Source organism: Achromobacter arsenitoxydans SY8 (genome assembly GCF_000236785.1).
In the GTDB taxonomy this organism is placed as follows: domain Bacteria; phylum Pseudomonadota; class Gammaproteobacteria; order Burkholderiales; family Burkholderiaceae_B; genus Achromobacter; species Achromobacter arsenitoxydans.
On the sequence record NZ_AGUF01000054.1, the window covers coordinates 25,884 to 41,377 of the forward strand.

The 15,494-nt window shown below is 64.3% G+C and carries 12 protein-coding genes and 1 pseudogene; 6 read left to right on the forward strand and 7 right to left on the reverse strand.

What is annotated here, in order from left to right; all coding sequences use genetic code 11:
* Positions 1-20 precede the first annotated feature (20 nt).
* Positions 21-1,661, reverse strand: a complete 1,641-nt coding sequence (groL, locus tag KYC_RS15445; protein ID WP_008163905.1) for a chaperonin GroEL — start codon at positions 1,659-1,661, stop codon at positions 21-23.
* Between the two features lie 37 nt (positions 1,662-1,698).
* Positions 1,699-1,986 carry a co-chaperone GroES gene (gene groES / locus KYC_RS15450; RefSeq protein WP_006221616.1) on the reverse strand — a complete coding sequence of 96 codons (288 nt, stop codon included), beginning with the start codon at positions 1,984-1,986 and terminating at the stop codon, positions 1,699-1,701.
* A gap of 277 nt (positions 1,987-2,263) precedes the next feature.
* Between groES and KYC_RS15455 the strand changes: the two genes are divergently transcribed.
* The 3 genes from KYC_RS15455 (at position 2,264) to KYC_RS15465 (ending at position 6,290) form a co-directional block, all read left to right on the forward strand.
* Entirely contained in the window at positions 2,264-2,776 is a 513-nt protein-coding gene (locus tag KYC_RS15455) for an RNA polymerase sigma factor (RefSeq protein WP_008163922.1), read from the forward strand.
* Complete coding sequence (locus KYC_RS15460) at positions 2,773-3,753, forward strand: FecR family protein (RefSeq protein WP_167310258.1); 981 nt, start codon at positions 2,773-2,775, stop codon at positions 3,751-3,753. Before KYC_RS15455 ends, KYC_RS15460 begins: the two co-directional genes overlap by 4 nt.
* Positions 3,754-3,878: 125 nt before the next feature.
* A complete protein-coding gene (locus KYC_RS15465) occupies positions 3,879-6,290 on the forward strand; it encodes a TonB-dependent siderophore receptor (protein WP_043518602.1) in 2,412 nt (803 codons plus the stop codon).
* Positions 6,291-6,359: 69 nt separating this feature from the next.
* Here the strand turns inward: KYC_RS15465 and KYC_RS15470 are convergent, their stop codons facing one another.
* A complete protein-coding gene (locus KYC_RS15470; protein ID WP_008163928.1) occupies positions 6,360-7,949 on the reverse strand; it encodes a sulfatase family protein in 1,590 nt (529 codons plus the stop codon).
* Positions 7,946-8,926: a Bug family tripartite tricarboxylate transporter substrate binding protein gene (locus KYC_RS15475; RefSeq protein ID WP_238531940.1), complete on the reverse strand. Its 981-nt coding sequence runs from the start codon at positions 8,924-8,926 to the stop codon at positions 7,946-7,948. The genes KYC_RS15470 and KYC_RS15475 overlap by 4 nt, the downstream gene beginning before the upstream one ends.
* Before the next feature lie 93 nt (positions 8,927-9,019).
* On the opposite strand from KYC_RS15475, the gene KYC_RS15480 reads away from it, so the two are divergent.
* Positions 9,020-9,949 carry a LysR family transcriptional regulator gene (locus KYC_RS15480; RefSeq protein ID WP_043518605.1) on the forward strand — a complete coding sequence of 310 codons (930 nt, stop codon included), beginning with the start codon at positions 9,020-9,022 and terminating at the stop codon, positions 9,947-9,949.
* Between the two features lie 294 nt (positions 9,950-10,243).
* Here the strand turns inward: KYC_RS15480 and KYC_RS29900 are convergent.
* Positions 10,244-10,513, reverse strand: a pseudogene (locus KYC_RS29900) (anti-virulence regulator CigR family protein); the annotation flags it as partial.
* 65 nt (positions 10,514-10,578) lie between these two features.
* Here KYC_RS29900 and KYC_RS15490 point away from each other — a divergent pair.
* Both KYC_RS15490 and KYC_RS15495 read left to right on the forward strand, forming a co-directional pair.
* Positions 10,579-11,340: a hypothetical protein gene (locus KYC_RS15490; protein WP_008163936.1), complete on the forward strand. Its 762-nt coding sequence runs from the start codon at positions 10,579-10,581 to the stop codon at positions 11,338-11,340.
* Positions 11,341-11,607: 267 nt separating this feature from the next.
* Positions 11,608-12,240 (forward strand): lysozyme inhibitor LprI family protein, encoded by a 633-nt coding sequence (locus tag KYC_RS15495; protein WP_238531941.1) that lies wholly within the window; start codon positions 11,608-11,610, stop codon positions 12,238-12,240.
* 108 nt (positions 12,241-12,348) lie between these two features.
* Here the strand turns inward: KYC_RS15495 and KYC_RS15500 are convergent, their stop codons facing one another.
* A complete protein-coding gene (locus KYC_RS15500) occupies positions 12,349-14,469 on the reverse strand; it encodes an acetate--CoA ligase family protein (protein ID WP_008163941.1) in 2,121 nt (706 codons plus the stop codon).
* A gap of 17 nt (positions 14,470-14,486) precedes the next feature.
* Positions 14,487-15,482, reverse strand: coding sequence for an acrylyl-CoA reductase family protein (locus tag KYC_RS15505; protein ID WP_008163943.1), 996 nt, complete (start codon positions 15,480-15,482; stop codon positions 14,487-14,489).
* Between the last annotated feature and the right edge of the window lie 12 nt (positions 15,483-15,494).

Here is a 15,494-nt window from a genome sequence, read left to right on the forward strand (position 1 = left end):
CCTTGCAAGGGAAGCGGGACTTAGAAGTCCATGCCGCCCATGCCGCCCATGCCGCCGGGCATGGCCGGAGCAGCGGGCTTGTCTTCGGCCAGTTCCACAACGGCGGCTTCAGCCGTCAGCAGCAGGCTGGCGACGGAGGCAGCGTTTTGCAGGGCGGTGCGGGTCACCTTGGTGGGATCCAGCACGCCTTGCTCGACCAGGTCGGTGTACTCGCCGGTCGCGGCGTTGTAGCCGTAGTTGCCCTTGCCGTTCAGCACGTTGCTGACCACGACGCTGGCTTCTTCGCCGGCGTTCGTGACGATGGTGCGCAGGGGCTCTTCCACAGCGCGCAGGATCAGCTTGATACCGGCGTTCTGGTCAGGCGTGTCGCCCTTCAGGCCAGCGATGGCTTGCTTGGCGCGCAGCAGCGCAACGCCGCCGCCAGCCACAACGCCTTCTTCCACTGCAGCGCGGGTGGCGTGCAGGGCGTCTTCGACGCGAGCCTTCTTTTCCTTCATTTCGACTTCGGTGGCAGCGCCAACGCGAATCACGGCAACGCCGCCGGCCAGCTTGGCCACGCGTTCTTGCAGCTTTTCACGGTCGTAGTCGGACGTGGCTTCTTCGATCTGGATGCGAACTTGCTTGACGCGAGCTTCGATCGACTTGCTGTCGCCAGCGCCGTCGATGATCGTGGTGTTTTCCTTGCCCACTTCGATGCGCTTGGCTTGGCCCAGTTCAGCCAGGCCGGCCTTTTCCAGCGACATGCCGGTTTCTTCGGAGATCACCGTGCCGCCCGTCAGGATGGCGATGTCTTCCAGCATGGCCTTGCGGCGGTCGCCGAAGCCAGGAGCCTTGACGGCGGTGGTCTTCAGGATGCCACGGATGTTGTTCACAACCAGGGTGGCCAGCGCTTCGCCTTCGACGTCTTCCGCGATGATCAGCAGGGGACGGCTCGACTTGGCGACTTGTTCCAGCACGGGCAGCAGGTCGCGGATGTTGCTGATCTTCTTGTCGAAGATCAGGACGAACGGGTCGTCCAGGACGGCGACTTGCTTGTCCGGGTTGTTGATGAAGTAGGGCGACAGGTAGCCGCGGTCGAATTGCATGCCTTCGACGACGTCCAGCTCGTTTTCCAGCGACTTGCCGTCTTCGACGGTGATGACGCCTTCCTTGCCGACCTTGTCCATCGCGTCAGCGATGATCTGGCCGATGGAGGAATCGCTGTTGGCCGAGATCGAACCGACTTGAGCGATTTCCTTGCTGGTGGTGACCGGCTTGGATTGCTTTTGCAGTTCGGCCACGGCGGCGGCGACAGCCTTGTCGATGCCGCGCTTCAGGTCGATCGGGTTGAAACCGGCGGCAACGTACTTCAGGCCTTCCTGAACGATGGCCTGGGCCAGCACGGTGGCGGTCGTGGTGCCGTCGCCGGCGTTGTCGGAGGTCTTGGACGCGACGTCCTTGACGAGTTGGGCGCCGATGTTTTCGAACTTGTCCTTCAGTTCGATTTCCTTGGCGACGGACACGCCGTCCTTGGTCACCGTCGGGGCGCCGAACGAGCGCTCCAGCACGACGTTGCGACCCTTGGGGCCCAGGGTGGTCTTGACAGCGTTGGCGAGGACATTCACGCCACGGACGATGCGCACGCGGGCGTCATCACCGAACAATACTTGCTTGGCAGCCATTTCTTAGCTTCCTTCGAAAATTCGTTTGAGGCGGGGTTTACTGAACCACGGCGAGGATTTCGTCCTCGCGGATGACGAGCAGTTCTTCGCCATCAACCTTCACGGACTGGCCGGCGTACTTGCCGAACAGAACCTTGTCGCCAGCCTTCAGGTCGACCGGCAGGATCTTGCCGTCTTCGGTCTTCTTGCCGGGGCCGACGGCCACGACTTCACCTTGATCAGGCTTTTCAGCGGCGCTGTCGGGGATGACGATGCCGGAGGCAGTCTTGCGCTCGTTTTCGAGGCGTTTGACGATCACGCGATCGCCCAGGGGACGCAAGGCCATGAGGAACTCCTGTTAACTAAAAAGTAAGTGAATGATCGGTTAGCCCCGGGAGGGCTGTTAGCACTCACCGGTGTCGAGTGCTAATTATAGGGATGATGTTCCGGGGTTCAAGGGGGGGAGGGGGCGCTGTTACATATTTGGGGAATGTCGAATTTCATTGAGTTTGGAATTTCTGTTCGGACGGCTGCGGCCAATGCGCCAGTTCTAGAAACTAAAATCATTGTCATTTAGAATTGCGACCTTTCCCGCCCACTGGCACTCCTACCGATTCCGTCACGTGAGTTCCGAACTTGATTCCGTGCGCTTCTACAAGTTGCACCGAAGCGAACTGGTAAGCTACGCCGATAGTTTCGTGCGTGATCGCGCTAGTGCCGAAGACATCGTGCAAGACGCCTGGGAGCGTGTGCAGGCGGTCGAGCAGGGGCGTTCGCTGGCGGAACCGCTTGGGTATTTCTACCGCACAGTGCGGAATCTGGCGTTGGATTGGTTGCGCGCCCGCAAGCGCGACTGCGTCGAGGCCGATAGCGATCCCATGGTGCTGGCCGCGACGCTACAGGATAGATCTCCCTCGCCGGAAGCGACCGTCTCCGCTCGCAAAGACATGAATCTGGTCCTTGAAAGCCTGGACGAGTTGCCCGAGCGCTCCCGGCTTGCCCTCACTTTGCATACCGTCGACGGACTGAAACTGCGGGAGGTCGCCCAACAACTGGGTCTGTCCGTGACCTTCACGCATCAATTGATCGCCGAAGCCAAATTGCATTGCATCCAATGTTTGTCGCGCCGCCTGTGAAGCACGAAGACCACGACGCTGCCTGGGATGCCGCGCTGCGCGCCGCGGTGGACTGGAGCATCCTGCTCGATGACGAACCCGGCGACCCCGACTTGCGTGAGCGCTTCGAGGCATGGCGCATGGCCGATCCGCTGCACGACGGCGCCTGGCGCCAGACGGTCCACGTCGATGCGCTGATCCGCCAATTGCCGACTGAGCGTCCGCAGCCTGAAACTGCCGCGCCCGTTGGGCGCGCAAGGCTGCCGCGGCCGCGTCTGCGCCACGTGGTCGCCGGCGCCTGTCTGGCCGCGCTGGCGTGGCTGGCCGTGCCCATCGTCTTGCTGCAAGTCCGGGCAGACTTCATTACGGACTCGACGAGCCAAGCGGACATTCGCCTGGAGGACGGCAGCCGGGTGCGTCTTGCGCCCGGCAGTGCGATGCGCGCAGACATTTCCGCCACCGGCCGGCAGGTCACGCTTTATGCCGGCGAGGCGTTCTTCGAGGTGACTCCCGATCCCACCCGGCCATTCGAGGTGGCCGCCAATGGCACGCGCGTTACAGTCCTGGGCACGGGCTTTAACGTGCGGATCGGCGAGCGCGACACCGACGTCGCGGTCAAGCATGGGCGAGTGCAGGTCGAGCATACAGAACCGCAGGCCGCCAGCGAGGTGTTGGCCACCGGGCAATGGATGCGCATGTCGGCCAATGCGCCAGCGGCCAGGGGAGAGATCGCGCCGGAGGTGGTGGGCAGTTGGACCCGCACGCGGCTGGTCGCCGTCGATCGGCCCTTGCCCGACGTGATCGAGGATCTTCGTCGCCGTTACGCAGGCCAGATCGTGCTGCTGGGCGATGTGCCGCGCGATCTCAGCGTGACGGGCATCTTCGACACCAGCGACCCCGCTGCCGCGGCCGAGCTGATCGTGCGCCCGCACGGCGGCCGAGTGCGCCAGATCACGCCCTGGCTGCTCATCGTGTCGCTTAACGGCCAGGCCTCCTGAGCCTTTGTCCCCACGATTCGTAGGGAATTACCGAAAAATCCGTTTGCTGCTTCGTTGTGTGGATAGACCCCGGCCAGGACACCTGATCAGACCGGCGGGATTTCGCACAATCGGAGTTAATTAGAATGAAGAAGAAAGTGGGGATGCGCCTGGCGCACGGCGTCGTATCAAGCACCATCGCCATCGCGGGTCTGACCATCGGGACACCTGGGAATGCGGCGGCGCAGGCCGGCGTGGCGCAGGCGGTCTCCTTCGACATCCCGGCCCAGGCGCTGGCCGATGCGCTGGTGATCTTTGGCGCGCAGTCCGGTTATCAGGTGACCGTTGACGGCGCGATGATCCGTGCCGCGCGCGCCAGTGCCGTTCGTGGACAGATGCCGGCTCCGCGTGCGCTGAGCGAGATGTTGGCGGGCAGCGGATTCACCTTCGACATCTCGGGCAACGTCGTGACGATCCGTCCGCTGCCCAAGGCGTCTGATAGCGCCACCCACCTGGCGCCGGTGCTCGTGGAGGGCGCCACGGCCACCGCCTACGGGCCTGCGGACGGCTATATCGCGTACCGCAGCGCGACGGCGACCAAAACGGACACGCCGCTGATTGAAGTTCCCGCTTCGGTGTCGATCGTGACGAGCGAGCAGATCGAGACGCAGCAGCCCAAGACCGTGACGCAGGCGCTGCGGTATACGCCGGGCGTGACCAGCGAAGTGGCGGGGGGGCAGATCATCGCCGACCAGCTCATCATCCGGGGCTTTCAGCAAGGCACAGGCCGGCTGCTGCGCGACGGATTGCGCAGCTTTCCCAGCGATTACCTGGGCTGGGACGCACCGGAGCCGTATGGACTGGAACGCATCGAGGTGCTGCGCGGCGCTAGTTCGGTGCTGTATGGCGCCTCCGATCCGGGCGGGCAGATCAATCTGGTCACCAAGCGGGCGCCGCGCGCGCCGTTGTATCAGGTGCAGGTGCAGGGTGGTACGCACGACTATTCGCATGCGGCATTCGACATCGGCGCCCCGCTGGACGACGCCGGGGTATGGTCATACCGCCTGACCGGGCTGATGCGCAGCAATGACGTGCAGGTCGACAAGATCCACAACGAACGCACATTCATCGCGCCGACATTTACGTGGCGGCCCAGCGGCGCCACCGAATTCACGGTCCTGACGGAGTACCAGAAGCAGACTGGAAACTTCGCCAACGCCCTGCCTGCGGAAGGCACGGTGCTGGACAACCCCAACGGCAGGATCCCGCGGCACCGCTACATCGGGGAGCCGGATTTCGACCGCTCGGTCAATGAGAAGACATCGGTCGGTTATCTGTTCGAGCACCGCTTCAACGATGTCTTCACGGTGCGCCAGAACTTGCGGTATTCGCATGTGCGACACAGCAGCGACGAGCTGTTCGTCCTGGGTTGGGCAGATGCCGACAAGCGGCTGGCCAGCCGGTTCGCCGATTCGCGTAGCGGTAGCGGCGACGTGCTGGCAGTGGATAACCAGTTGCAGGCGAAGTTCGGCACGGGCCCGGTCGATCACACGCTGCTCGCGGGCCTGGACTACAGCCGCGTCAAGTACTCCCAATGGCAGCAGCTGGGCATGGGAGCGCCGCTGGACCTGTTCACGCCGGTTTACGGCAATACGGACATGATGATGTTTCCGGCCAGCGAGTACCGTCAAACGGTGCAGCAGACGGGTCTCTATCTGCAGGATCAGCTGAAGCTGGATAAGAAATGGGTGGTGCTGCTTGGTGGGCGTTATGACTGGGTGCGCAACGAAAACACCGCCACCTGGGCGTCGGCGCCCGTGCAGAACGACGAGAAATTCACCGGACGGGCCGGCCTGGTCTATCTGAGCGACACGGGCCTGGCGCCTTACATCAGCTATTCCGAGTCGTTCCTGCCCGCCACAGGACGCACCTTCGATAATCAGGTCTTCAAGCCCGAAATGGGCCGGCAGTATGAGATCGGCCTGAAGTACGAACCGCCGCAGATGAACGCGCTGTACACGCTGGCGCTGTTCGACCTGACCAAGAAGAATGTCAGCACGCCCGATCCCGCGCACCCGGGCTTCAACATCCAGGAAGGGCAGACGCGCTCGCGCGGTGTGGAACTGGAGGCGAAGGTGGGATTGGCGCCGAACCTGGATGTGATGGCCAGCTATACCTGGAACGACGTCAAGGTGAAGCGTTCCACGGAGCCCGGCATTCAGGGCAACCGGCCGGTGCGAGTGCCGGAGCAGATGGCGTCGGTCTGGGTGGATTACCGGTTGCCGGTGGCGGGCCCGCTGGCGGGTCTGCGCGTGGGCGGCGGCGTGCGATATGTCGGCAGCAGCTATGGCGACCGCGAGAATACGTTCAAGGTGCCGTCATATACGGTGGTCGACGCAATGCTGCGTTATGAGTTCACGCCGGGCCGCGGGCTAGCGCTGTCCTTGAATGCGTCGAACTTGTTCGACAAGCAGTACGTGGCGTCTTGCTACAGCATGATGGGTTGCCAGTACGGGCAAGGCAGGACGATGTACGCGACGATGGAATACGCGTGGTGATGCGGAGTAAAGGGTTGCGGCTAGCGTTAGCGGACCCTGGATCTGATCACCTCAATCGCAGCATGGCGATTACGCCAACGCAGTAGGGTAGGGACTCGTGTCAATGTTGGACAGCATTTCGCGAGACAGCGCCTCCAACAGGCGCGCGCGAACCTGCGCGCTTTGCGGCTCGTCCCAGAGGTTTTGCAGCTCGTGCGGATCATGGCGCAGGTCGTATAGTTCGCCCCAACCCGCGCCGTCGTATATGGTTAGGCGATGGTTTTCCGCCAGGAGTGTGCGGCAGCGAATCCGGCGGTCGAAACCCAGGATGACTCGTTGGCCTTCCTCCTCGATCATCAGCGCATCACGCACACCGGCTGCTTGGCCCGACATGACCGCTGCAAGATCGTGCCCCTGCATGCCGTTGTAGGGCTGTACGCCCGCGCGCGCCAGGATGCTAGGCGCAATGTCGATCGTGCTAACCAGTGCATCGCTGGCGGAACCCCCGGTGGTGCGGGCTCCGTCCCGCCAGATGAACGGCACCCGGGTCAGGCCTCGATAGTGAATGGGGCCTTTTAACATCAGTTGATGGTCGCCCAAGTAGTCGCCGTGATCGCTAGTAAAGATCACAAGGGTGTTTTCCGCCTGGCCGCTTTGCTCAAGCGCTTCCAGCACGCGTCCAATATGGTGGTCGATATTGCTGATGGATCCATAATTCAACGCAAGCGCTTCGCGCGTCTCGCGCTCGTTGCAAGCGAAGATGGCGGGCGTATTCCTGACGGCCTTGCCGCTATCGCGCTGTTCCCGCAGCCAGGCCACGTGCGGCGCAGGGGAATGCCCTGCGTGAAACGACTCCGGAAGTTCCATTTCCTCGGGCCTGTACATGTCCCAGTATCGGCCCGGCGGCGTGAAGGGATGATGCGGGTCGGGAAATGAACATTGCAGGAAAAAAGGACTATCGCCGCGGCCGTACTCCTGCAGTTTTTCGATGGTCCGGTCCGCGATGTAGGCCGTGGGATACAGTTCCTCGGGAACACGGGTCCGCCAAGCCTGGCGTATGCGAGTCAGCTCATATTCCGGCGTCGCGATCGCGGCCTCAAAGCCGATCAGCGACTCCACTTCCGGGTGATTGCGGCGCAGCCAGTAGCGGTAGTGCCCATGCGGTTGATCGCTATGATCGTCCACAAGATCAGCCTGCTGAAATCCATAGTACGGATAGCTCAGATCGTAGTCATCGCGTTCCAGCCAGGCGCGCCGGTTCTCCTGGTCGTATCGCCCGCTGGTATCCGGCGTAACGGCTTCCAGCGCAAGACGATCCTCCGCGCGCACGGGCCAGGACGGTGGAATGTCTGTCATGTTCTGCAGGTGGAGCTTTCCCACTACGCCGGTGCGCCATCCGGCCAACCGCAACATGTCCACGAAGGTCCTGCTGCGCAGCGATAGCGCAATGCCGTTATGCCGTGCGCCATGCGTGGACGGATAGCGACCGGTCATCAGGCTGGCACGATTGGGCATGCATATGGGGGTTGCCACATGCATATTGCCGGCGCGCCATCCACCAGCGGCCAATTTGTCCAGGTGAGGCGTCGCGACCACGCGGTTGCCATAGGCGCCGAGGTGGTCGGCACGATGCTGGTCGGTGATGAACAGCAGGAAATTAACGGGGCGGTTCGGCTTCATTGCGTGGCTCCGGACGCTTTGACCGCTGCGCTCCATTTGGGCATGTCATCGCGCACCATGTCGCCAAACGCCTGCGGCGTTATCGGACGCGGGGCCATTCCCAGCGGCTGTAAGGTGGCGGCGAATCCGGGATCCTGCAACACGGCACGCAGATCGGCGCTCAGACGCTCTACAACCGGTGCCGCCGTACCGGCCGGCGCGAACAGGCCTATCCACGACCGCACGCTCACTCCGGGAGCGACCTCCGAGAACAGCGGAACATCGGGCAGGGTAGGGTAGCGCTCTGTGTTGGCGACGCCAAGGATGCGGACGCGGCCATCGGACAGGAATGGCAAGGCCGGCGCAATGCCGCCGATCATCAGCGGCACATGGCCGGCAACCAAATCGCTCATGGCGGGGCCCGCGCCTTTGTACGCCGCATGCACCACGTCCAGGTTGGCGGCTTGTTTGAGCTGCTCCATCGCAAGCTGATGCACGGTGCCCACACCGGGCGAAGCGTAGGTGTACTTGCCGGGATTCTTCCGCAGCACGTCCACGGCCTCTTGCAACGTCTTGCCTGGAAAGCTCTGGTTCGCCAGCAGCACCACAACGTTTTCAGCGACCATGCCGACAGGTGCGAAGTCCTTGATCGGGTCGTACGGCATGGTGGGATACAAGGCGCTGTTGATGCCGTGAGTGTTGGTCGTGCCCATCAGCAAGGTGTAGCCGTCGGGGCTTGCGCGCGCCACCTGGCTGGCGGCAATGTTGCCCCCGGCGCCAGGTTTGTTCTCGATCACTATTGTGTAGCCTTGAGCTTGCATGCGTTGCGCCAATTGCCTTGCGAGCACGTCCACTGCGCCGCCCGGCGAGAACGGCACTATCAACTGCACGGGCCGGGCCGGATAAGCGTCGGCAGAGTGTGCACCTGGCGAGGCCAGGGTGATACAGGCTGCAATTGCAGCGCATATTGTTTTCATGTTTGTCTCCTGCCACGCCATTCTTGAGACCCGGCGACCATAGTATGAGCGGCGCGTTCATGCCGAAAAAATGAAATAAACTTAATAGGCCATAACTGTTTGGTTATCTAAGCCATGCCCGCTCGCCTTGGTACGCATTTGAAGCCGCGCCATGTGGAATTGATGATTGCTCTGGATGAAGAGCGCAACCTGGGGCGTGCGGCTAGCCGGCTGCACATGTCTCAGCCGGCGGCGTCCAAGGCGTTGACGCAGTTGGAGGAGCAGGTGGGCTATGTCTTGTTCGAGCGCACCAGTCAGGGCACCCGGCCCACCGCTGCTGGAACCGTCATGATCTTGCACGCCCGCCACACGCTTGGCTCGGCAGTGCGGGTTGCAGAGGAATTGCAGGCTGCGCAGGAACGCGGAACCACATTGCTGCGGCTGGGCACGCTGCCCTCGGCGGCAGTCACTGTGGCGCCGAGCTTGATTGCCGCGCTGTGCCAGCGCATGCCTGCCTTGGAAGTGACGCTTGTGGAGGGAGTGCTGGACAACCTCCTGGACAGGCTGTCTGTGGACGAACTGGATATCGTGCTGGGCCGGTTAGGCGGACGTCCGCTTCCAGCCGAATGTGAGGCAATGCACCTGCACGATGAACCGATATGCATCGTATCGGCGCCGGGCCACGCGCTGGCCAGCCTGCGCGGCCAGCAGCTGCGTGACCTGCGGGGGCGTTCGTGGATCTTGCCCTTGCCGGGCACAATGTTGCGGGAACGGCTTGAGCGTGCATTCGAGCAGGCCGGCTTGCCGGTGCCCCCGGCGCGTATACATACGAATTCGTTGCTGGCGACTCTGGCCCATATCGGCCAGAGCGATTCGCTCGCGGTCATGCCGACCGCCATCGCGGGGTTTTACCGAGACAGGGGCTCGCTGGATGTCCTGCCTGTACGTATCGACGCGAATTTCGGTGCAATCGGCGCCATCTATCGCCAGCAGGGAGCGCGGATGCCCGCAGTCCAGGCCGCGCTGGACTGGCTGGGGCAGGCGCGCGAACCCGAGGTCCGCTAACTATTCCAGATGCCGTAGGGCGTCGAAGACGATGGGCTGCGGGTGAGCGGATTGGCGCTAGCCTGAGTAGTGGGTGCCGGATATGCGTTCGGAAACTGGATGATCCAAGTGGCGGCGGGTGATCGGATAGTTGTGCGGGGAAACTCATTTCATTGGTGCTACGAACGTCTGCCGATCCAGTTTGTGACTGGCGGTTTGTCCGCACGGCGTCCCCAGCGCCGAATGCGCTCTATCGTCCGACTGTTTGCGACCCATAGCCGCCATCCGCCTTACTGGATGGCGCTCAGTTGGCCATCAATCAAAAACGCCGAGGAGGACGTCCGCGACGACCGCTGTAGCGATCGCTACAAGGACGAGGTCCGTACCGGCTACTCTCCACTCGTAGCCCGGATAAACGGGGAGCCGCGCCAACATCGTGGCTGGCACCATCTTCTTGGCGATTCCTGGGGGCAGTGGCTTACCGCGCGCCAGGTTCTTGCGAACACCTGGCGGCAGCGAACCGTAACCGGAAAGTCCATACTCGAGTGCGTAACTCCGGGCGGTGGAGACGGTGATACCTGCGTGGCGTGGTGGTTCTGGTGTGTGCAGCGGCGATGGCGGCTTTTGCGGTGTTTCTTGGACGCAGATTGATGCGGCTGCCGCGCGCTTGGCGGCGCTTCAATCAGGCGTTGAAGGGGCAACTGTCCAAGCAGATCGTTGCCGGTCACCTGACCGGCTTTGGCCCGTCCGAGAGGCCTGGCATCTGCTACACCTTCGGCGGGCAGCGCGTGGACGTGGCCTTGCCGTTCTGGAACGAGATATCAAGGGATACGCGAAATGGCTTGCGGCCCGTGGCGGTTGCTGCGCTGACGGATTTGCCGGTGCGCCTGCATCTGCTGACGCTGCAGCCCGGCACGCCGCCGGTGTTGCTGCGAGCCGAGTACCCGATGAGCGCGCAGACCTGGAATTCGGTCGAGGAAGTCAGCGATGCCGATCGCCAGGCCGTGCGCAAGGAGGAACTGGGCGTGCGCAAGCTGTTCTACGCGCTTGCGCTGTTGCCGCTGGCCGGTAGCCTGTTTCTAGGTCCCATGATCCTGCTGTCCGCATTCTTTGTGCTTATGGGGCTCGTCCTGGGAATGCGCAGCCCGACGCTGAAGCGCGCCCGGTACAAGCACGGCGTGCGCGGCCAGGTCGAGGAGGTCGTGACCTACCGCGTGCGCACGTCGAACTCGAACGTTTCGACGCTGGTTCACAACTATCGCATCGGGGGCGTGATGTACAGGGTCGAACACTTCGGGCAGGTGGCCGCCCCGGGCCAAAGCGTCGCTTTCGAGTATCTGGACGACGCGGGCTTTCTCGGGCCGCGCGCTTTGTTTTTCCAGATCGAGGACCAGGCCGTCATGACGCTATGAGTTAACCGCGCGGCCATCCGTCCGACGGCATCAAGAATCACTGGTTGGCGTAGCGCAGCTTGGTTCCTGATAGAACGCACAAATGTGCCGCCTGCTTTGAGCGCGGGCTCGCCGCCTTGCGCACCCCGGCCAGCCCTCCTGGCCGGTTCACCGAGCGCAGGATGATATTTCCCCTGCGTTGCGAGAATTCTCGCTATCATCCGCGACACCATGATGAGCAAAAACCTAATCCCTGCCGCCTGCGCCGCCGCGCTGTGCATACTGTCCTTGACCGCCACGGCCGCGCCGGAGGTCTTGCCTTCGTTCGACTGCGCCAACGCGCGCACGGGAGCAGAAAAGGCCATCTGCGCGGATCCGAAACTCGCAGCGCTCGATGCGAGCATCGCCAAGCGCTACAACGAAGCGCGCAAATCGCTGGACTCCATCACGGCCGAAGCGTTGTTGCGCGACCAGCGCTATTTCACCAAGGTGCGCGACGACGCCTTCGAGAAGCCGTTCGACAAAGACAAGCCGGTCGAGGAACTCGCTAGCCGCCTGAAGTACCGGGATGCGTTTCTTGCCTCGCTGGACTTGGGCGAACGCAAGGGCTTTAGCGGCAGGTGGCGCAACATCTCCGGCGAGATCACGCTCTGGAAGAAGCCTGACGGCGACATTCTGTATGAGGGTTCGGCCGCAGAGCCGCACAAGGGGCGCTGGTCGTGCAACGTGGAGGCCGCCGGCAAGGCCAAGGCCGAGCGCCTGCAGGTCAAGAGCGTCGACACCAAGGGCTGGGTATTGAACCTGCAACGCCAAGGCGACGGGCTGGTCGTCGCGGAACAGCCGCCCGGCGCGGGTACATCTGGTCCGCCCTATTGCGGCTTGAACGGAACCCTGGGCGGCACGTTCTTCCCAATACGCTGAGCGATAGCCGAATTGCGTTTCTCCATGCCGTGCTGCATTGACAGCACGGCATGGATGGATCTTTGGGGCGATGCGGCGCAACGCCTTCAAGGCATCACGGATAGGCCCTTATCCACGGCTGCTATCCCGTATCACCACGGCGTCCAATGCCACCGCGCCTTGCCCCTCGGGCAGCGCCAGCAACGGATTGATTTCCACCGAGCTGAAGTCCGCCCGGCGCGCGTGGGCGAAGCGGGACAGGGACGCCAGCGCGTCGGCCAGCGCGCCGATATCGCACGGGCGCGCGCCGCGCGCGCCTTGCAGCAGCGCGTAGCCCTTGATTTCGCGGATCATCGCCAGGGCTTCTTCGCGGCCAAAGGGCGCAAGGCGGAAGCTCACGTCCTTGAGCACCTCGACGAACACGCCGCCCAGTCCGAACATGACTACCGGTCCGAACACCGGATCGCAATGCACGCCAGCGATGCACTCCACGCCCTTGGGCGCCATGGGCGCCACGAGGACGCCGTCGATGCGGGCGTCGGGCCGGTGCTGGCGCGCCGAGGCCAGGATGTCGGCGTGGGCGTCGCGTATGGCGCTCTCGCTGCGCACGTTGAGCTTGACGCCGCCTACGTCGCTCTTGTGCGTGATGTCGGGCGACACCACTTTGAGCACGCAGGGAGCGTCCAGGCCGGCGGCGGCTCGCACCGCAGCGTCGGCGTCAACGGCCAGCACGCAAGGCATTGCGGGGAGTCCGGCTTCGCGCAGCAGTTCCATGGCCTGTACTTCGTTGTAGGTGTCCAGCAGCGGCAGGGCGCCGGCGGCCGTTGTCGCGGGGCTGGTGTCAACCTCGCAGGGGGTGGGCTCCGCACCGAGGCCCGCTACCGCGCCTATCGTGCGGATGGCGGCGCTGGGATCGGGGAACACCAGGCAGCCCTGGCGTTCCAGTTCGCGGCGGCGCGCGGGAGGGAACAGGGCGCTGATCGCCAGCGGGACGTCCGGATGGCGGGCCTGCATCTGCTGCGCGAAGGCTTCGAAGGTGGGCCACAAGGCTTCGGAGGATCCGGCGGCGGCCAAGAAGACCGCAAGGGCGTCGTAGCGGCCTTCGGCCAGCATGTCGTCGGCGGTGGCCAGCAGCAGACCGGGCTCGGAAACGGCCTGGCCGGTGACGTCCACCGGGTTGCGGCCGCTGGCGAAGGGTACGCGTTGCAGCAGCCTGGCTTGCGTGTCGGCAGCAGGCTCAGGCAGCGCCAGTCCGATGTCGGCGGCCTCGTCGGCCATCAGCGCGCCGACGCCGCCGGAAATGGTGACGATCCCCAGGCGTCGGCCTTGCGGGGGGCGTTGCCAGGTATCCAGCGCATAACCCAGGTTGAAGAATTCGTCGATGGTGCGCGCGCGCAGGGCGCCGTACTGGCGGAACAGGGCGTCGTACACGGCGTCGTCGCCTGCCAGCGCGGCGGTGTGCGAGGCCGCGGCCTGTGCGCCGGCCTGCGTGCGGCCGATCTTGGTGACGACCACGGGCTTGTCCGCCATGCGCGCCGCGGCCAGGGCGCGGCGCAACTTGGCGCCGTCCCGGCAGCCTTCCATGTAGGCCATGATGACGCGAGTATCGGCGTCGCGCGCCAGCCATTCAATGCAATCGGCAACGTCGATGTCGGCCTCGTTGCCGGTGCTGATCCAGTGCGACAGGCCCAGGCCGCGCTCGCGCGCCATGCTGTAGGCATAGGCGCCGAACGCGCCGCTCTGCGACACCATGCCGATGCCGCCGGGGGCGACCACGCCGTTGGCGGGGGCGGGCGAGAAGGTGGCGTAGACATTGCGCCGCACGTTCATGAAGCCCAGGCAGTTCGGGCCCAGCAGCCGGATGCCGCGCTCGCGCGCGATGATGCAGAGCCGTTCCTGCTGTGCGGCGCCGTCCGCGCCGGTCTCGGAGAAGCCGGACGTGAACACTACGGCGGCGCCGACCTGGCCCGGCCGTGCGCGTTCCAGCGCCTGCGCGGCGTGGGCGGCGGGCACGGCCAGGATGACCAGATCCACGGCGTCGTCCAAAGCGTCCAGGCCGGGCAGGGCAGGAAGGCCGGCGATGATGTCGGCGCGCGGGTTGACGGGAATGATGCGGCCGCCATAGCCGTGCTGCTGCAGCAAGGTGATAGGCATCGCGCCAATCTTGCCCGGCGTGGCCGAAGCGCCCACGATGGCGATGCTATGCGGATCGAAGAGGCGGGACAGGGAGGTGTCGGAAGGCTGAGTCATGGTGTGGCAAGGATCAATCAGGAGAAGCGCACGACGCTGCGGCCGATGCTGCCGCGTTCGAGCATGGCGGCCAGCGCCTGCGGCAGTTCGAGGGGTTCGATGACGCGCGCGAGCAGGTCCAGGCGCGCGGGGCGGTATTCGGTGGCGAGCTTGTTCCATACGATGCGCCGCAGCGGCATCGGACTGTTGGCGTTGATGCCCAGAAGCTTGATGCCGCGCAGGATGAAAGGAATGACCGAGGTGGGCAGTTCCGCGCCGCCCGCATTGCCGAAAGCGGCGGCCACGCCGTCCGGCTTCAGGCTGGCGAGTGCATGGGCCAGCAGCGGGCCGCCCACGGAATCGACCACGCCGGCCCAGCGCGCGCTTTGCAGCGGCTTGATACCGGCCGACAGGTCGGGCGGGGCGATCACCTCCTGTGCGCCCAGGGCGCGCAGATAGTCTTCTGCATCGGGCTTGCCGGACATGGCGCAGACGCGATAGCCGCGCTGGCTCAGGATGTCGATGGCGATGCCGGCGACGCCGCCCGTAGCGCCGGTGACCAGCACTTCTCCCCGCTCGGGCGTCAGCCCGCAATGCTCCATCCAGTGCAGTGACAACGCGGCCGTGTAACCGGCTGCGCCCAGCACGGCGGCGTCGCGCAGCCCGATGCTGGCGGGCAGCGGCAGAACCCAGTCGTGCCGGGCCCGCGCGTATTCGGCATAGCCGCCGTCGCAATCCACGCCGATGCCGAAGCCATGCACCACGACCTCCTGGCCGGGCGTGAGCGACGGGTCGGCGGAATGCACCACGGTGCCCGACAGGTCGATGCCGCCGATGCGCGGATACTCGCGGATGATGCCGCCGCGTCCGGCCTGGGCCAGCGCGTCCTTGTAGTTCAGGCCCGCATAGGCGACCTTGATGAACGTGTCGCCCGGGGACAGCTGGTCCGGCGTCAGCGTGTCGTAACGGCCTTGCGGCGTATCGCCAGCCGCGCCAGCGTGCAGCCGGTAGGCCTGAAATTCGGGATGTTGCATGCTTGTCTCCGT